An 18233-nucleotide genomic window follows, 5' to 3' on the forward strand; every position below is an offset into this window, starting at 1 on the left:
ATTTAGGTAGAAGAAGCCACCAAAACAGGACGGTACTTGTCCAGGTCTTCGAGAATGCGAGCCGCACCCTTGCAAACGCAAGTCATCGGATCGTCAATCACGTTCACGGAGAGGCCCGTTTCCTTGCGGATACGTTCATCGAGACCGCGCAACTGGGAACCGCCACCCGTGAGGATGATGCCCTTGTCATAAATATCGGCAGAAAGTTCCGGGAGCGTAATGCTCAAGGCCTGCTTCACGGCTTCAATAATGGATGTCACCGGTTCGTTGATGGCTTCGCGGATTTCGGCACTTCCAATAGGAATCGTGCGCGGCATACCGGCAATAAAGTCAAGGCCCTTGACTTCCATCGTCAATTCTTCTTCGAGCGGGCTTGCAGAACCAATCTGGATCTTGATCTGTTCAGCAGTGCTTTCACCCACGCAGAGGTTATACATCGTACGCAAGTAACGCACAATGGCCTCGTCCATTTCGTCACCGCCCACGCGCACAGAGCCGTTGCAGTCGGACTTGTTCAAGGCAATCACGGCGATGTCGGACGTACCGCCGCCAATATCCACAATCATGTTACCGACCGGTTCTTCGACCGGGATGCCCATGCCGATAGCGGCAGCCATCGGTTCGTGGACCAGGTGGACTTCCTTAGCGCCCGTCATCTTGATAGCATCGATCACGGCACGCGTTTCCACTTCGGTAATTCCGTTCGGAACGCCAACCACCACACGCGGTTTCACCATCCACAGCGGATAGCGCTGCACGCGCGTAATAAAGGTGCGCAAAAGCGTTTCGACAAGTTCAAAATCGGCAATCACGCCATCGCGCATCGGGCGGATGGCACGGCTTTCGCCAGACGTACGGCCAAGCATCTTCTTAGCTTCGCCGCCAATAGCAGTCACGCGGTTGCTCTTGCGGTCAACAGCAATCACAGTCGGTTCGTTAATGACAATGCCCTGTCCAGCCACATGGACAAGCGTATTTGCGGTACCCAAATCAATACCGATATCACAAGAGAAAAGTCCGAACAAAATTTAGCCCTCTATAATAAAAATCCCACAGTCCAAATATAACTAAATCAGGTCCTCTTATAACCTAGGGATTTTTATCCTTGCCAAATTTTAGCACCTTGGAATAACGGTCCCAATGCCTGCCATGAACCTCGTAACGGTACTTGCGCTTTTCGTACATGGCGAGGTCACGATAGATGTAAAAATCGACTTCGGCGTACGCCGCATAGATTTCCGCTTCGGCGCCTTCGAACAACCTAAAATCACGAATCTTGTAATACGGTTCTTCGAGCAAATCCGCCTTTGTCGCATTCGCGTTCAAGGTTTCTGCGACCATGAACTTCAAGTCCTCTTGCAAGTACGTGAGGAGCTTCTTTTCAATGCGTTCCGTCGGTTCAGAACAAGACGAAAGCAACACAAGGAATATGAGGGACAAAATCTTTTTCATATCCATAAAATAAAAAAAGAAACGCACTCAGATGGAATGCGTTTCGAAATAGTTGCTAGTTACCTAACTAGAACGAGTACGTTGCAGAGATTCTGGAGAAGAGTCTGCCTTCGCCCTGGAACGGGTTACGGAACAAGAGGTCTTCAGCAACGGTCACGTCGATTTTCAGCTTTTCTTCGATGTTGATACCGAAACCGAAGCCGACATGGTCCTTGGAGGTGCCGTCAGCGAGCGGATTCGTGCTGAAGAAGTTGCCGTCATCCTTGCAGATGCCGTACTGTTTGTCGTTGTACTTGTCTGCATTTCTGCTGTTGACATCGCACTTTGTATAAAGGATAGACTTCTGGCCGCCAACGCGGATCACGAACCAATCCCACCAGATGTTACGTTCGATACCGAAGCTGATCATGCCACCCACATCGGTACGTTCGTCCCAGCGTCTGTTGTCTTCGTTACGGGAATCATAAGTCCAGGTCTTGGTGATGGCGTCAAAGATCCAGTCGTGAGCCTTCTTCTTGTTATAGATGAAGTCCAAGCCCATCCAGAAGAAGCCACGGTCAAGGGCAACGTTAATACCGACACCCACCTGGGCATGCTTTTCATCCAAGCCCGGAGCATCGATGAACTTGAGGTTCAAAGCCGGAACAAGTTCGCCGTTGATAGCATCCAAAGTAAAGAATGCACGGGACTTGATCAACCAGGAGAAGTTACCATCGTCAAAGAAGCTGTGGTGTTCCGGTCCATACTGGATACGGGCCAAGGCCAAGGAGAATTCCAAGTCAAAGTAGTTCGTGAACTGGAAGTTCATACCACCGTCTGCCTGCACGATAGAGGCAAAGGCGTCCTTCTTCACCTGGTAGTTGCCATCTTCGCCCTTGTCACCGCCGTCCTGCGTTGCGATATACACATGCAAGCCCCAAGCGTTGCCGTTCGTGAGCGTACCGCCCAAGAAACCGTCGAAGTTCGTCACCGTTTCAGGAACGTTCGTCTTGGAACCGTTGTCGCCAATGACGACATCCGGCAAATACTGAATAAGGTCAGCATTGATACGGCCAAAGAGACCACCGATAGAAATACGCGGGTCCGGATTGTTGTCACCGCCGATAGCGATGGAGAAAATACCACCGAAGTTCGGGTGCTGCGGATCGCGGTTTGCGCCCACTTCAACACGGTCCGTGTACGGGCCAAATTCACCGATCAAGTAGTTGGAGTAGAGGTTGATGTTTGCCGGGTTATCGAAGATGCTCACATCATCCATGATGTAAGTCGTATTCTTACCCATAGATTCGATACGGGCAAATGTTGCAAATGCAGAACCGACACCAAAAATTCCGATTGCGGTGCCAACTGCAGCTACGGTTTTTAAGTTCATGGAATAACTCCTATTGAAAATTCAATTATAAAGTTAGTTTTATAAAATAAAAAACGCAACAATATTTTAATAAAATGCAAAAAATTTTGGGGCGTTTTAACCCCAAAACAAAAAAGGCCAGACTTTCGTCTGGTCTTTTTTCAAGCTTTCCAAGTGAATTATTCGGTGAACGTGAACGGAATCGTAACCGTCGTGTTACCGGACTTCACCTTGCTGAAGGTCCAGCGGCTAACTGCATTCTTGACTTCGGAGTCGAATTCTGCGAAACCGGTCGTGGAAGACACAGTGGAAATGCTGATGATTTCGCCACCCGGAGCGATCGTGAACTTCAAGGTAACCTTACCCTGGAATCCCGGCTTCTTCTTCAGGCACTTGTTATAGATGTGGCGAAGACCCGGAGTACGCTGGCGGACAACCTTCATGATGTCTGCTGCGGAACGAGAGCCACCACCGGCACCCATGTCGATATCACGCATGGACGGAGTCTTGATGGAACCCTTAGCCTTAGTAGCGATACCACCGCCACCACCGCCAAGGAGACCTGCAAGGCCGTCACCGATACCACCGGAACCACCTTCTGCGTAACCTTCGTTGAAGCCACCGTTAGCCTTACCGCGACGGCCACCGAGAACGGTCTTACCCGTAGTCTGGAGACCAGCGACGTCCTTGAGCACCTTATCGATGTCCTTGGTGAACTTCTGGTTCTTCATCAAGTCATAAGCAGCAGCAGAGGCATTCTTGGTCTGAGCAGTGAGGAGCTTGAGCACGCCGCGAGTCTGCGGAGCGTTCGGCTGACCCTTACCGCGCGGCTTACCACCGCCACCAGCTTTCTTACGAGGCTTCTTCGGTTCGGGCTTCTTCTTTTCTTCCTTCTTTTCTTCCTTCTGCTCAATCTGCATGGAAGTAGTAAGGTCCACGGAATCAGCGTTGTCGAAGACGACTTCAGCAACGACCTGTTCGTACATGGAAGCCCAGATACACATAGCCAAAGCGATCACAAGAGAGACACCGGCGATTGCGCCCATCTTCTTGTCGGATTCCGGCATGAGCGACGCAATAAACGGATCTATGTTCTTCTTAGCCATTGATTATTCCTCCCCGCCGTTCTTTTCCATCACGGCGAATGCGATGTTCGTGTAACCGGAGAAGCCACAGGTGGCCATCACCTTGTACATCGCATCATACGGGATGTTCTTGTCAATCTGGACAATGATGTGACCGGCTTCTTCTGCAGGAAGGCCCATCTTGAGAGCGTGTTCCTGTTCGATTGCGCGACGGTCCTTCAGGATTTCGTCCACCTTCGTAACGAGGAGGTCTTCCTGAGCAAGAACGTCAGCGGTCGGCACGACCTTTTCATTGTCAACGATAACGTAGTTAGCATCGACCACGACAGTCAAAGAAACTTCCTTCGGCTGGACCTTGGAGGTCGAGATCGGAAGAATCAAGTTTTCTGCCTGGGTCAAGAGCTGACCTTCAGCGTCCATGTTCTTGATCATGAACACCAAGATGATGGTCATCATGTCCATCATGGACGTGAGGGAGAATGGTACGTCTTCGCTATACTTACGAGATTTTCTAGCCATGATTAACCTCCCAACTTTGCAAGGTTGATCTTGCTGAAACCAGCTTCCTTAGCACGGTCCATGAGCTGGATGATCTTGTCGAACTGAGTGTCGTCGTTTGCAACGATGATGATGTTATCAACGTCGTCCAAGTCGATGAACTGAGTATGGATTGCGATCAAGTCCTTAGCGATGAGATCGTATGCGGAGAGCGGATAAACCATAGTCTTGTCGCCCGGCTTGAGAGTGCGGGCAGAGTTCGGCTGAAGCGTTGCAACAGCCATACCCGGAGTCGGAGCCTTGAGAGCAGCCGGCTTCTGGAGGCCACCTACGCCTTCACCCGGAAGGGACAAGAAGTTGTTAGCGCCATCTACATAAGCACTGTCGGCATGAGCTTCTTCAGCACTACCGTCGTTCTTGTAGGCGGCCCAAATGACCTTACCCGGGTCTTCTTCAGATTCCTTCTGAATAGCCCAGAGTTCGATGGTTTCGATTTCATAGAGATACTTCTCTTTGTCCATTTCGGAACCATCTTTGCACTTCGGTCCATGTCCACTTTCAACAGCCGTCTTGACGTCTTCCATCGCATAAGTAACGAGCTGAGCATCAGACTTGCAACGGAACGTCCACATTTCCTTGAAATAGACGTTCGGCTGGAAACCACCGCGTGCACCGATAACAAGGTAATTGTTAGCGATAGCGAGGGACAAGTTCAATGCCTGCTCATCAGGTGGAGGCGGCTGGTCATTGTCGATAAGCATCTGGCTGCGTTCCGGCAGGTTGACTTCGACAATGGCGAGTTTGGAGAAAGCAGTCATGGTCAGAAGCATAGGAATCAAGATGGTGAACAAGCCCATCGCCGGAAGCAAATCCGGTTCTTCGACCTTTCCTGGTTTCTTGATTTGTTTTGCCATGTTTTTAAACTCCAGTTAAAATTAAACTCTCTGAATGATTATGCGAGGGAGTTGATAATCTTGAGGCCCTTTTCTTCCATTTCCTGGATGAGGCGTTCGGAGTTCATGTTGAGAAGACCGACGATGACGAGGAGCGGAACTGCAGAGAGAAGTCCGAGGAGCGTAGTACCCATAGCGATAGCAATACCATCAGCAAGAGCCTTAGCACGTTCAGAAGCCGGCTTGTTAGCAACAGCGTCGAATGTGTAGATCAGACCGTAAATCGTACCCATAAGTCCGAGCAACGTGGAGATGGAAGCCATAACGGAGATGATGGAGATGTAGCGAGTGAGGCGCGGAGCTTCAGTGAGGAACACAGCGTCAGAAGCAGCAGTCATCAAGTCACGAGCCTTGTCAGCATCCTTGCAGTTGAGCTTGGCAGCGACGATAGCGTCCATAACCTTAGCGATCGGGAGCTTGGAGCTCTTAGCGAACTGGAGAGCCTGTTCGAGCTGGTTCTGCATGACGAGCTTACCGAAATCGGCCATGAACTTACCGCGGCCCTTGGAGCTCTTAATCATAATGTAGGTCATACGTTCGAGGGAGAAGCCAAGGCCGATGATGAACACGACCAAGATGATCCACATGAACTGGTAACCATCAGATTCAGGGCTGAAGGATTGAAGCAATTTAGACATTAGAGACTCCTTTAATTGAGTTATTGTTTTTGTTGTTTTTGATAATCTTCGTTCATATTTATTTTTTTTTGGAGCGTTGTGGGAGATTTTAGTAGTAAAACTTTCTTTACCGCTAGGCAATCGCCCTCAAGCCCAATAAAATAGGGGAATCCCACGAAGCAGGATTCCCCGTAAAATAGTTTTTACCGCTATTTCTTCTTGCCTTTTTTAGCCTTTTTCTTGGACTTCTTGGCTTCAGACTTAGCCTTCTTGCCCTTCTTAGACTTCTTGGAGGTCTGTTCAACGGCTTCTTCATCGCTAGAAGATTCAGAAGCTGCTTCCACACCTCTTTCAGAAGCCGGGATCAGGCTCGGGTTAGCGGTCCATTCCTTGAGCTTGGCGAGTTCTTCTTCAAGCTTAGCGCGATCGTCCTTAGTTTCCTTGACGATGTTGCGGAATGTAGAGACCTTTTCCTCGAGAGTCATAGCGTCAGACTGTTCGATCTGTTCGATACGAGCCTTCAACTTGAAGTACGTCGGGTCAGCGAACAGCGTAGACGGGTCAAACTTTTCGATCTTCACGTTGAGATCTTCGTTGGCTTCGTCGAGCTTTCTCAAGGTTTCGTAGAGCTTAGCAGTCCATTCGTTATCGATACCGTAGTGAGCAGAGGCCTTGATACCGGTAGCGCACTGCGGGATAGCGAGCTGCTTAGCGGCGTCAGAACGGCTGTTCAATTCTTCACGGTAGGCTTCCAAGTCTTCGTGGGCAGCCATGATAGCGTCATCCTTCACCATGCCCTGGCCAACGTATTCACGTACGATCAAAGCACTATCCGGAAGCGGGGAGTTAGCGAATGCGTCAGCAACTTCGACGAACACAGCGCAGCCCTGGTAGTACATTTCGATGTAGCCCATTTCTGCAGCGATCACGTCCTTGTTGTAGAAGCCCTGGTCACGAGCGAGGTCGATGTTCTTCTGGAAGATCGGACGAGCCTGTTCGTAGTAAGTCGGGAGCTGCTGCACAATGCCGATGCGTTCTGCAAACTTTTCTTCTTCCTTCTTACCGTTGAGCTGCTGTTCACGAATCTTTGCAGCCATCGTCACGAAGAGCATACCCATCTTGTTCGTGGCGCGGAATGTCCACTTTTCAGATGCGTAAGCAGCAGACTTGGAGTAGTGACCCATAGCCTTCTGGAGGATTTCAACCAAGCTCTTGATGATCTTGGCCTTTTCCTTTTCCTTACCCTTCAAGACAACCGGAACCATCTTGTTGTATTCGTATTCACCCATGTAGAAAGCAGCTTCGGCCGGGATTGCGGCATCTGCGTTCTTGATCTGCAAGCCGTACTTGTCGTAGGCTTCGAGAGTCTTCTTGTAGGCGTCAACAGAGCTTTCCATGTCCTTTACGTTGCGGTAGGCGCGAGCGATACCGATGTAAGCGGCAATGAGCTTTTCCTTGTCTTCCTGGTACATCTTGATGAAGTTGCGATATTCCTGGATGGCGAGGTCCCACTTCTTAGCGTTAGCGTATGCCATCGGGATAGAGAAGGCAGCGTCAACAGCGTAAGAGCTCTTCGGATAGTCACGGACGAGGTCCTTGGAGCAGCGGATTGCTTCGTTGGTCATCTTGGCTTCGTCGTAGCTCAAGCATGCGCTATAGAGGAAGGACGGAGTTTCTTCGTTCTGCGGGTAGCGCTTGTAAGCAAGTTCGAAGGTAATAGCGGCCTGCTTCTTGTCCGGGATGGAGTCATAGGTCTGAGCGGCAAAGCCAATTGCCGGGAAGGCCATGGAATCCTGCGGGAAGTTGTCGGTAATGAACAAGAACGTCTTGGCAGCGACAACCGGCTGCTTGTCCTTCTTGTAGTTACTTGCAGCACGCAAGATACCCTTAACCGTGAGCGGTGACTTGGCATAGCTCTTCGGGAGGAGCATGAACGTTTCTGCAGCCTTCTTGTACTGGTTCGTAGCTTCGTAGGCAGCTGCAGCTTCGAAGATAGCCTTGTCAGCAATGTCGATGTTCGGATAGCGCTTCACGAGGTCCAAGTAAGCCTTGGCACCAGCTTCATTCTTGCCTGCCTTGACAGAGGATTCAGCCTTCTGGAAGAGAACGTAAGCGATAGCCTTTTCGATTTCAGCAGCCATGGAGTCGTTGCGAGTTTCCTTGGCCTTGTACTGCTTGAGGAGCCATTCGAATTCCGTGAGGGATTCGTCAAGCTGGTTGGATTCCAGCAAGGACTGAGCAAGCATACGGCTGATGAGCAAAATGTACTGGTGTTTCGGGAAGTCCTTCTTGAGCTTGCGGAGGACGTTCACGGCAACACTGAACTGCTTGGCATCGTAATGAACGATAGCGGCGTTGTATGCAAGTTCTGCAGCTTCCTTGTTCTTGCCGAACTTAGCCATGTACTTGTCGACCTGGTCGAAGTAGGCCTTGGTTTCGGGCAAGTTGTATGCCTGGACGGCATCATCGTTAGCCTTGGTCTTTCTTGCAGTTTCGCGAGCCTGGTCCATCATGAGAACGGCGTTATAACCAGCTTCATCCTTGGAGAGGAGGTTGCCAGAACCCATTTCGCGACGGCCATAGCGGGTCGTATCGGTTTCGACGATCCAGTTGAACATCTTGGCAGCGTTAGCATGCTGGCCCATTTCCTGATAGACGAGAGCGAGGTTGATGTGAACCTTGTATTCATCCCAGGTCGGTTCCTTGGCATAGCGCTTCAAGAAAGCTTCATAAGCTTCGATAGCCTTAGAATACTGTCTCTTGCCACCTTCGATATCACCTTCCTTGGTGAGCTTAGCAGCCTGAGCGTGGTGGTACTGCGGAATGTCGAGCATAGCGCCACGGATAGCCTTTTCAGCATTCTTCACAGATTCCGGATACTTCTGGTTCTTCTTGTACCAAGAGGAGTTGCGGTCATAACGCTTCACAACCTGGTAACGGTGAGCCTGAGCATCTTCGAACTTCTGCTGCACGATCAAGATTTCGATCATGGCAATATCGGCGAGCGGAGCGTCGATGTAGTCCGGGTTGATGTTCATCAAGCGCTTGAAGGACTGGACAGCTTCTTCGTTACGGTCATGGTCCTTGTTCTTCATACCGATACGGTAGTAGACAGAGTCCTTGAACGCAACCTTCTTGTCCTTCAAGAAAGCTTCAGCTTCCTGGACACCACCACCTTCCAAGTCAGAGAAGGAGGCTGCCATGAAGTCCATAGCTTCAGGACGCAAGTCCTTCGGATACTTACCGGCGTCAGCACCGACGATGTAATCGTAGTACTGCTTAGCGGCAATTTCGTATTCGGCAGTGTTATAGTAAGATTCTGCCAAGTGGTACATGGCGAGAGCCGCTTCCTTACCCGTGAGGTTTTCGAAACCAGTCACCTTCTTATAGGCACTGATAGCGTCCTTGAACTTACGGTTCATGAAGTGGTATTCAGCAATACGGAGCCAAGCCTTCGGCACAAGACCGTTGTCCGGGAAGTCTCTAACAAGCTGCATACGGAGCTTGTAAGCCTTGTCGTCTTCACCACTGGCTTCCTGCACTGCAGCAGCCTGGTAAATCACGGTCGGAGCCTTGGATTCCTTCGGATACTTGTCGATGTATTCAAGGAAGTAGCCCAAGGACTTCTGGTGATCGGCCTTCGGGAACTGGTTGATGTTAGCGCACTTTGCCGGCTTGTTATCACGGTCAGCGCACCATGCGACATCTTCTTCGTACTGGGCATTCTTGTCGAGGAACTGCTTTTCTTCGAGCAAGAACTGGTAGTGACCAAGCTGCTGCAAGGAGCTTGCGCAACGGTTACTGACTTTGCCCTTGCAACGTTCTACCTGACGTTCCCATTCGGCAATAGCGTCACGCATGCCCTTTTCGTCAAGACCGCCAGAGCGGCAAGCCTGTTCGGCCTGGTTCTTTGCAACTTTATAGGAGCTGGCGCACTGTTCATAGCCAGAGTTGCCCTTTCCAATGGACTTGCACTTTGCAAGCAATTTCTTAGCTTCGTCCGTTTTTTCTTTACACGGATCCGATGCAGCAAAAGATGTTCCAATCATGGAGCAAACGATTGCTGAGACGAGCAAAAGATTTTTCATCGTTCTCTATCCACCTATTATATCAAAATAAAGGGACGGGCCCGGATTACTCCAGGTCCTCCAAGCCAGTATCTGCAGCGCTGCCACCAGGACCGGCAACCTTGGTTCTTGCAGTAGCCAATGTAAAGCCTGCGTCTTCCAAAATGCGCTTGCGGTTAGATTCAAAGCGGTCACTCTGGATAGATCTCTGCATGAACGATGCGTAATCTTCAATAGACTGATTAGCCTTATTGAACGTCGGGCGCAAAGCTTCACGCTTGCTTTCCACACGCGGAGTCGGCAACTGACGAGCGAGATCCAAGGCAATCACCTGGACTGAGTCGAACTGGCTCTGCATGGAATCATAAGCCTGACGGGCGCTGTCACGTGCGGCGACAGAGACAATCGGCTGTTCCGTGCGCTTCACGGCTTCTTCCAAAGCGGTGATTGCACCCTGGTAGTCCTTCTTCATGAAGTGGCAGTAACCAATCACGAGGTAGGCTTCAGAAACGAGGAAGGATTCCGGAAGGTTAGAGATAATCCACTTGGCATGCTTCATAGCTTCATCCGGCTTGTTGACCTTGAGGAAGGACCATGCAATACCGAGGCGAGCTTCGTCGAGCACCGGAGAGCCTTCCTTGACCTGGCCGTACAGCTGAGCGGCAGCTGCGATGTCCGGCTTTTCACCAGAGAAGAAGAGGTGGCCGAGCTTAACTCTTGCAGCGTCCTGCAAGTCAAGTTCGGACTTGTTGGACACCGGCTGTTCCGTAATATCGCGGAAGCAGTTTTCAGCTTCGTCAAACTTGCTCATACGGCTGTTAGCAATACCCATGGTATAGCGAGCGTAGAAGTAGTTTGCGTTACCCGGAAGGATGGAGGCGAGCAGGTCGACAGATTCCTGATAGAGGCCCTGTTCGAACTTGATCTGGCCGGCAACGTAGTCAGCGTCAGCCTTCACGTCACTTTCACCGAACTTCTGAGCAATGTTCTGATACTTGTTCATAGCTTCCGTGTACTTGCCTTCCTTATAGTCGATGTTCATCAACTGGAAGTGGTACTTGGCGCGCTGGTCACTCTGCGGATAACGCTTGATAGCATCTTCGTAGACGGACTTAGCAGCCTTGTGCATACGGAGGTTTTCGAAAGACTTTGCCTTGTAGAATGCAGCCTGGTCCACCAAGTGGAATGCCGGGTACTTGGTCTGAACCTTACCGAATGCGTAAGCAGCAGCAAGGAATTCACGGTTCAAGTACAGACGCATAGCAGCGCGGTAGTCGTTTTCAGGTTCAATCTTCAAGCGGCGATAACGTTCTTCACCGATCTTCTCTTCACGGGTATCACCGAAGCGAGAAGTCAGCTTGACAGCCCACACAAAGCCACGGTTCTTCTTGGCCCAGAGGTCGTCGTGAGACATTTCGAGGTCGAGAGCGAGGTAACGGAAGATGCTGACATCCTTGACGTTAACCGTAGCACCGATGACCGGGTAGCCTTCCTTAGTGAAGCGGCCACGGACACCGAGGTGAGAAGAAAGATAATAGGTCAAGGAGAAGCTCATTTCCAGATTGCTACCCTTACCACCTTCGTCAGAATCGTGGATGATATCAATGATGGAGAGTTCGGCCTTGAATTCGAGGAGACGGTTGAATCCGCGATAGAACAAGGAAAGGTTCAGGTTCGTCGGAATCTTGTAAGCATCGGCAGCGCCCATGAGCACGAACTTGAAGCTACCGTCGCCATCAGCTTCGCTGACAGCCGGAGCAAGGAGGTTCTGCACGCTTGCGCCAATGAGCAAGTAACCGTACTTCGAAGAAGCGAGCGGGTTCCAGCTGATACCCACGTCAGCACCGACGGTGAGCTGCTTGAGTTCATCAAACTGGTTGATGTACAAGACAGAGAGGTCGACACCGAGAGAGAGGAGGTGGAAGAGCCTGTAGGAATAGCCGAACATTGCGGCAATTTCGCTATAGGATTCGCCACCTTCAATGGAGGCACCGTTTTCGAAAAGGGAGAAGCCCAACGTGTGCTTGTAGTCAATCGGGTATGTCAAGCTGACATATTCCTGGCTAGCTTCGCCACTGATGGTGCTGAAGAATGCAGCGCTGAATTCGAGCTGATCGGTTTCAGAGATTCCAGCCGGGTTCACATACATCGAGGTGTTACCACCAAATTCGGCAAACCAGTCATTCTGCTGATACTTATTCGGCGTGTAGGTTGCCTCTGCAAACAAAGAAGTGCTGGCTACGGCAAGTCCAAAAGCGGACGTCTTGATGAAACTAGTACGCAACATCACCTACTCCTTTACTTAATATCCGTGCGGATGAACTCGATACGACGGTTCTGAGCACGACCTTCAGGTGTTTTGTTGGATGCAACAGGCTTAGTATCGCCCAAGCCCTTTGTAGTCATACGGCTTTCGACAATGCCCTTTTCGACAAGGAAGTTCTTCACAGCGTTTGCACGGTCTGCGGAGAGAATCATGTTCTTATCCTTGTTACCGATGTTGTCGGTATGACCAACGATTTCAAATGTAGCTTCGGGGAAGGTTTCCATGATGTCGACAACCTTCATCAAGGAGATGTAGGAGTCCTGAGTAATGGTAGCCTTACCGGATTCGAAGTTCACACCTTCAAGAACGAAGACCTTCTTCGGCGGCTGCGGAACTTCATCCGGGCAACCATCGTCGTCCTTGTAGTTGTTGATAGATTCAGCCTGTTCCGGGCAGAGGTCCACACCCTTACAGATGTGAGCGTACTGGGAAAGCATACCCTTAGCTTCAACCCACGGGTCGCAGAGACCGTCGCGGTCGTTGTCGGCATCCGGGCAGCCATCGTCGTCCTGGAAACCATCGAAGTCTTCGGCTTCTTCAGGGCAGTTGTCAAAGCCGGAGCAGACGCCAGCGTACTTTTCGGAGAGACCTTCTTCAGAAACCCACGGATCGCAAAGGCCATCGCCATCGGTATCCGGATTACGCGTTTCTTCGACAGCTTCTTCTTCCTTAACGACGTCAGTTGCAGTAAGACCAATATCCAGCTTGCCCTTGCCGCGCTTGATCATCGGCGAGGTGGACTGGCAGAAGAAGTTCGGGTTGCCGAGAGACGAGCTGATGAACTTCGGGTCCAAGGACACGTTCGTGCGGTTCACCTTGATGAACTGGTTGAACGGGTAGTAGTTCTTGTAGATGTTGTTGTATTCCACCTTCGTCTGACCGGCAGCCGGGTCAGCAAACACACCGTAGTAGTGGTTTTCCATGAAGATGTTGTTACGGGCGACCAGGTTGGTCGGTCCCTTGAGGGTCAAGCCAGAGTAGCCATTGCGGAGCACGACGTTCTGTTCGATGTAGGCATCGAGAGACTTAGCACCCCAGGCAAGAATGCCGGACCAGCGGTTGCCGTACACCACGTTGTTGCGGAGCCACGGCAGAGAAATGAAAGCACCGATACCCGTTGCATGGTTATCGATCACATAGCAATGATGAATGTAGGGGGCAGCGTTTTCGCAAAGGATACCTTCGAGACCGTTCCTCACAGTGAAGTGCGACATTTCGGCGCCCGAAGTACCCATGACGGTCGGGCCTCGGCGGCCACCATCGATGATGGTAGACAAGGGGTCCTCGCCCTTGAGAACAACACCCATGATCAAGGTGATGTTTTCGTTATAAACACCGCGTTTGACAAGGATTGTATCCCCGGCATCCGCATTTCCGAGAGCATCTGCAATCTTTGCGAAATCGCCAGGCACGTTGATATTCTTTGCCATGGCGGTTCCTGAAAGAAGCATCGCCCCGGCCGTAATTAAGACCAGTTTCTTTAGGGTCATACTGCTACGTTTCTCCAATCATAGAACACTTAAATTCGTTAAACATACGCTTGCCTGTTTGGCAAACACAAAACCCATGTGGGAATATACCTTCAAAAATGACTTTAGTCAAATACTTTTCGTCAAAAACGCCATTTTTCGTGTAAAAATTACACAGGTATAACCTTTTGGGGATAACTTATCTGTCAATCCTCGCTCGGAAGATCGTCCTTCTCCTCCTCCTTCTTTGCACCTTGAATTGAAACGCGGATCTCTTGGCAGGTCTTCTTGATGTTCTGCAAGACCTTGCGAGCGCGCGTGCCAGCCGACTTGTTGCCGCGTTCGAATTTCTCGTATTCGCGTTTGAAATTTTCAATTTCTAGTTCGAGATCGTTTACTAAACTCATAAGCAAACTCCAAAAAAAGATGCTTTTTGGAAAATAAATAAAGTTTTTGCTAAAAATTCGCCGTTTTGCAAAATTATGGTTACGTTTATAAACTATTACATAGAATAGGGCTTATTCAACAAGTTATCAACAGTGTGATAACCGCCACAGATTCTCAAGAGCCCTCCAACCCGCCTCGCCGACATTTTCGGAGAAGTCATTCACGAACATCGCGATGTGGGATTTGATGACTTCGTCATCATCGATCTGGGCTTTTTCGACGATAAAGGGGGTCACTGGATTTTGCCTCTGGCGGGCAATTCGGAGACTTGCACGAATCTCTTTTTCGATGGATTCGATTTCGGCAAAGCCAAGGTCCTTTTTGACTACAGCGATTCCGAGCGGGATCGGAGAACCCGTTTCCTGTTCCCAGTAGGCGCCCAAATCCTGCAAAAGGTGAAGACCGTCACGTTTCCACGTAAAACGGTGCTCATGGATTGTCACGCCTTGGGGGATACTTTTGTGGAGGAGTCCCTGGTAAACCTCGTTAAAGAGGGCATATTCGAGTTTTGGGGCATTTTTGAACTGATGGGCGTACCAAAACTTGAAAAGGAGCGCAGCGGTCGTATTTGCGCCTGGAAGGGTCGTCGGGAGGTCCGGATTGAAGGAACCAGACTCCGAAGAGAGCAAAAGGGGGCCACAGCCGTACCCGATAGCGCCCCCGCAACCAAGGCAACGGTACGTTTCGGCAATTTGAGGATAGACCTGGGCGCTAATCTTTGCGACATCAAGTTCACCACGCAGGACCATTTCGTTGAGCGTCTGCACGTCGGCAAACGTGACTTTCCATTCAAATGGGGAATTTTCGAGCCCCTGGAGCAAGGCTTCGTAAATGAAGGTGTCGTTTGGGCAAGTGGAAATACCGAGAGAGAGTTGCATATGCTGTAAGGAGTAAGAAATTTGATGCAGGAAGTAAATTTAACTGGATTCTTCGGGCTTCGCCCTCAGAATGACGTAAAAGCAGCACGAAGAGCTGCGAGAGCTTCGGGGATGCGCCAAGTAGACTTGTCGCGGGTGGTGGCAAAGTTGCTTACGGCACGGATTTCGTAACAGGGAATGCCAAAGGCATGGCAAATCGAGAAGCAGGCGGCCCCTTCCATCGATTCGACATCGACATTGAAGTTTTCGCTACGTTCTTTTGCCATAGAGGCGGTCCCCGTACAGCAATTGACACTAAGCCCAGCAATAGGCTTCAAATTCGAAAGCCAGGCAGGAACGCCCCGTAACGACGAAGATTCGTAGACAGAGGTCGCGCCAACTTTGTGCCACGGCGTAAAGGAACCATCGCATTCTACAACGCCAAGGTCCCCGACAATTTCGGAATCGACGCGGACAACATCACCTACGTTCACACCGCGACCTGGATAGGCGCCACAGATGCCCGCAAGTACCACATGCGTAAAAGGCCCCTCGGCGGCAAACCGAGAGAGCAGAACGGATAAATTTGTTGCAAATTCAAGCAAGCCCACGCCAAGGACAACGGCAAAACCACGCCCTTCGGGGAGTTCTACAATTTCACCTAAACGAATGTTATTTTGGACAAAAGACTTGCATTCTGGAAAGACGCCAAAGAATTCCAAGTTTGACGCAAAGGCAAACAAAGGAACAAAGTTGTCTTCCATCGCAAAGTCCTTATTCGAGGCGTTCGACCTTTGTCGAGAGATCGCTTTCGAGCTCGGCAACACGGTCGAGGCTCAAGTTCCACGGGCGTTCGACTTCACAACGGGCACTTGCCACAGCAGTCGCCTTCGCCAAGCAGCTTTCGAAGCTCAGATTTTGTTCAAAAGCATAGAGCCAGCCCGCAAAGAACGAGTCTCCGGCGCCGATATCGTTTTTCACGTTGATGGTCGGCGGTTGCAGCTGGATTCCCTGGAATTTCTTTTCCATGAGACGGAAGGCACGTACAGGGGCGTCTTCTTCGGTCACGATGAGGTTCTTGATCGGAAGGCGTTCAAGCACTGCAGTTGCCGTCATCTTCCAGAACTGCGGGCTCGATTTGACCTGCGGAATGCCCATGCGTTCCAGGAGCTTGCAGTATTCCAGCATATTGATTTTCAGAAGGTCCACGCCCTTGGCAAGGAGTTCATCAATGCCGTCGATGGCATCGACAAAGATGTGCTTGTCGCTGAAATCAAGCTCATTGAACATCTTTGCGTTAAAGCCTTGCGGGAACGTTCCGCACAAGGCGATGTACTGCGTAGAATCCCAGTATTCGTTCAGCGTTTGTGCGAAATCATCGTTCTCGGAATCAGCAAGCATCGGGGACGGTTCCACGAGTTCCGTCGTGTCGCCGTTGCAGGCAATCGTCGTACAGATACGCGTGTTTTCGCGAATCCAGATTGGCACCTGCGGGATGCCGCAAGCAGAAAGCTCGTCAAAGATTTTTTCTCCGTTCCCAGCACCGAGGAAATGCATCAAGCGAGGAGAGCCGCCCAAAAGCTGCAACACACGGCAGCAGTTGATGCCCTTGCCCGACGCATATTCCTTGACCTTGGAGATGCGGTGGACTTCGCCTGGAGTAAACTTGTCCAGAAAGAACACCCTCTGCCAAGCAGGATTCAAACCGAGAACTAAGATTTCCCTTGACATCGCGTACCTTAGAAGTTCACCTTGAAGAACTTGCGCTTGCCCACCTGGACGACGAGATTATCGCCACCCTTGATTTCGATCTGGGCCTGCGGATCGGCGAGCTTTTCGCCACCAATCTTCACGCCACCGTTCTGCACCATGCGGCGAGCTTCGCCCTTAGAGGCAAAAGCCTTGATGTTCACGAGCAAGTCGAGAGCGCCATAAGTACCGGCATCGACAGAGCATTCGAGAGCATCGCTCGGGATAGCGTTACCGCTGTGAATTTCGCGTTCCTTAGCGGCTGCAGCTTCGGCAGCTTCGGCACCGTAGTACTGCGTCACGATGTCGATAGCGAGGCGGTGCTTGGCTTCGTTCGGATTCATCTTGCCTGCGGCAATGTCAGCCATCATCTGCTTGACTTCGTCGAGCGGGATGTTCGTGAGAAGTTCGTACCAGTTTTCGACAATGTTGTCGGAGAGGCTGTAAATCTTGTGGTACATCACGTCAGCCGGTTCGTTAAGGCCAACGTAGTTGCCGATGGACTTGGACATCTTGACCTTGCCATCAGTACCGAGCAAAATCGGCATGAAGAGACCGATCTGCGGTTCCATACCTTCGAAGAGTTGCAAGTCGCGGCCACGGAGCACGTTGAACTTCTGGTCAGTGCCGCCGAGTTCCACGTCACTCTTGATGGCGACGGAATCGTAGCCCTGCATCATCGGGTACATGAATTCGTGCAGGCTGATCGGCGTGTTTGCCGTATAGCGGTTGTGGAAATCTTCGCGTTCAAGCATTTGGGCGACAGTGAACTGGCCCATGAGTTCGGTGACCTTGCTGAACGGGAGCTTGGAGAACCATTCACCGTTGTAGTGGATTTCGACCTGATCGCGGCGAACGACCTTGAAGAACTGTTCCTGATATTCCTTGGCGTTTTCGAGAACCTGTTCGTGCGTAAGGCGCGGACGGGCCTTGTTGCGGCCGCTCGGGTCACCAATCTGCGCGGTGTAGTCACCCACGATGAGGACAACCGTATGACCGAGGTCCTGGAACTGGCGGAGCTTGCGCATCACGACCGTATGACCGAAGTGAACGTCCGGAGCCGTCGGGTCCACACCCATCTTGATACGGAGGGGGACACCGGTGTCGTAGGACTTCTGGAGTTTCTTTTCGAGTTCATCTTGCGGCACGATGTCGGTAACGCCGCGCATCAAAATTTCAAGCTGTTCTTTTACAGGACGGAATTGCATTTTAGTTACGAGTTAATAGTTGATAGTTAGTAGTTAATTTACGAGGTAAAGATAGCAATTAGTCGTTATTGGTTATTGGTCATTAGTCATTAGAGATGTCGCATAACGCAAGACTATGCTTCAAAATCATCATTTTCAGCAATAAGCAGCTATA

General features: G+C 50.7%; 15 protein-coding genes. All 15 read right to left on the reverse strand.

Annotated elements, in window-relative coordinates; translation table 11 throughout:
• Positions 1-2: 2 nt before the first annotated feature.
• Positions 3-1025 carry a rod shape-determining protein gene (locus tag B7982_RS10370; protein ID WP_088660684.1) on the reverse strand — a complete coding sequence of 341 codons (1023 nt, stop codon included), beginning with the start codon at positions 1023-1025 and terminating at the stop codon, positions 3-5.
• Positions 1026-1089: 64 nt separating this feature from the next.
• Positions 1090-1452 (reverse strand): hypothetical protein, encoded by a 363-nt coding sequence (locus tag B7982_RS10375; protein ID WP_233138501.1) that lies wholly within the window; start codon positions 1450-1452, stop codon positions 1090-1092.
• A 67-nt stretch (positions 1453-1519) separates the two neighbouring features.
• The gene (locus tag B7982_RS10380) at positions 1520-2824 is read right to left on the reverse strand and encodes a hypothetical protein (protein WP_088660686.1); all 1305 of its coding nucleotides are present in this window, start codon (positions 2822-2824) and stop codon (positions 1520-1522) included.
• Between the two features lie 158 nt (positions 2825-2982).
• A complete protein-coding gene (locus tag B7982_RS10385) occupies positions 2983-3909 on the reverse strand; it encodes an AgmX/PglI C-terminal domain-containing protein (protein ID WP_073424961.1) in 927 nt (308 codons plus the stop codon).
• Positions 3910-3912: 3 nt separating this feature from the next.
• The gene (locus B7982_RS10390) at positions 3913-4407 is read right to left on the reverse strand and encodes a biopolymer transporter ExbD (protein WP_088660687.1); all 495 of its coding nucleotides are present in this window, start codon (positions 4405-4407) and stop codon (positions 3913-3915) included.
• Positions 4408-4409: 2 nt separating this feature from the next.
• Positions 4410-5300 carry a biopolymer transporter ExbD gene (locus B7982_RS10395; protein WP_088660688.1) on the reverse strand — a complete coding sequence of 297 codons (891 nt, stop codon included), beginning with the start codon at positions 5298-5300 and terminating at the stop codon, positions 4410-4412.
• 38 nt (positions 5301-5338) lie between these two features.
• Positions 5339-5977 (reverse strand): MotA/TolQ/ExbB proton channel family protein, encoded by a 639-nt coding sequence (locus B7982_RS10400; RefSeq protein ID WP_088660689.1) that lies wholly within the window; start codon positions 5975-5977, stop codon positions 5339-5341.
• A 188-nt stretch (positions 5978-6165) separates the two neighbouring features.
• Complete coding sequence (locus B7982_RS10405) at positions 6166-10044, reverse strand: tetratricopeptide repeat protein (RefSeq protein ID WP_088660690.1); 3879 nt, start codon at positions 10042-10044, stop codon at positions 6166-6168.
• Between the two features lie 46 nt (positions 10045-10090).
• Complete coding sequence (locus tag B7982_RS10410) at positions 10091-12310, reverse strand: tetratricopeptide repeat protein (protein WP_088660691.1); 2220 nt, start codon at positions 12308-12310, stop codon at positions 10091-10093.
• 11 nt (positions 12311-12321) lie between these two features.
• Positions 12322-13779, reverse strand: a complete 1458-nt coding sequence (locus B7982_RS10415; RefSeq protein WP_233138502.1) for an OmpA family protein — start codon at positions 13777-13779, stop codon at positions 12322-12324.
• A gap of 245 nt (positions 13780-14024) precedes the next feature.
• Entirely contained in the window at positions 14025-14225 is a 201-nt protein-coding gene (locus B7982_RS10420; protein ID WP_014546551.1) for a hypothetical protein, read from the reverse strand.
• Positions 14226-14351: 126 nt separating this feature from the next.
• Positions 14352-15143, reverse strand: coding sequence for a 1,4-dihydroxy-6-naphthoate synthase (locus B7982_RS10425; protein ID WP_088660693.1), 792 nt, complete (start codon positions 15141-15143; stop codon positions 14352-14354).
• A 65-nt stretch (positions 15144-15208) separates the two neighbouring features.
• Positions 15209-15886, reverse strand: a complete 678-nt coding sequence (mqnB, locus tag B7982_RS10430) for a futalosine hydrolase (protein ID WP_088660694.1) — start codon at positions 15884-15886, stop codon at positions 15209-15211.
• A 10-nt stretch (positions 15887-15896) separates the two neighbouring features.
• Positions 15897-16826: a 1-phosphofructokinase family hexose kinase gene (locus B7982_RS10435; RefSeq protein WP_233138503.1), complete on the reverse strand. Its 930-nt coding sequence runs from the start codon at positions 16824-16826 to the stop codon at positions 15897-15899.
• A gap of 35 nt (positions 16827-16861) precedes the next feature.
• Entirely contained in the window at positions 16862-18079 is a 1218-nt protein-coding gene (gene tyrS / locus B7982_RS10440; RefSeq protein WP_088660696.1) for a tyrosine--tRNA ligase, read from the reverse strand.
• Positions 18080-18233 lie beyond the last annotated feature (154 nt).

Source organism: Fibrobacter sp. UWB2, assembly GCF_002210425.1.
GTDB lineage: Bacteria > Fibrobacterota > Fibrobacteria > Fibrobacterales > Fibrobacteraceae > Fibrobacter > Fibrobacter elongatus.

Bases quoted from the DNA above. Each gene is read 5' to 3' on its own strand.
- B7982_RS10415 (WP_233138502.1), bottom strand. From the start codon at position 13,779: ATGGCAAAGAATATCAACGTGCCTGGCGATTTCGCAAAGATTGCAGAT.
- B7982_RS10405 (WP_088660690.1), bottom strand. From the start codon at position 10,044: ATGAAAAATCTTTTGCTCGTCTCAGCAATCGTTTGCTCCATGATTGGA.
- mqnB (WP_088660694.1), bottom strand. From the start codon at position 15,886: ATGGAAGACAACTTTGTTCCTTTGTTTGCCTTTGCGTCAAACTTGGAA.
- B7982_RS10380 (WP_088660686.1), bottom strand. From the start codon at position 2,824: ATGAACTTAAAAACCGTAGCTGCAGTTGGCACCGCAATCGGAATTTTT.
- B7982_RS10375 (WP_233138501.1), bottom strand. From the start codon at position 1,452: ATGAAAAAGATTTTGTCCCTCATATTCCTTGTGTTGCTTTCGTCTTGT.
- B7982_RS10390 (WP_088660687.1), bottom strand. From the start codon at position 4,407: ATGGCTAGAAAATCTCGTAAGTATAGCGAAGACGTACCATTCTCCCTC.
- tyrS (WP_088660696.1), bottom strand. From the start codon at position 18,079: ATGCAATTCCGTCCTGTAAAAGAACAGCTTGAAATTTTGATGCGCGGC.
- B7982_RS10410 (WP_088660691.1), bottom strand. From the start codon at position 12,310: ATGTTGCGTACTAGTTTCATCAAGACGTCCGCTTTTGGACTTGCCGTA.
- B7982_RS10400 (WP_088660689.1), bottom strand. From the start codon at position 5,977: ATGTCTAAATTGCTTCAATCCTTCAGCCCTGAATCTGATGGTTACCAG.
- B7982_RS10420 (WP_014546551.1), bottom strand. From the start codon at position 14,225: ATGAGTTTAGTAAACGATCTCGAACTAGAAATTGAAAATTTCAAACGC.
- B7982_RS10425 (WP_088660693.1), bottom strand. From the start codon at position 15,143: ATGCAACTCTCTCTCGGTATTTCCACTTGCCCAAACGACACCTTCATT.
- B7982_RS10395 (WP_088660688.1), bottom strand. From the start codon at position 5,300: ATGGCAAAACAAATCAAGAAACCAGGAAAGGTCGAAGAACCGGATTTG.
- B7982_RS10385 (WP_073424961.1), bottom strand. From the start codon at position 3,909: ATGGCTAAGAAGAACATAGATCCGTTTATTGCGTCGCTCATGCCGGAA.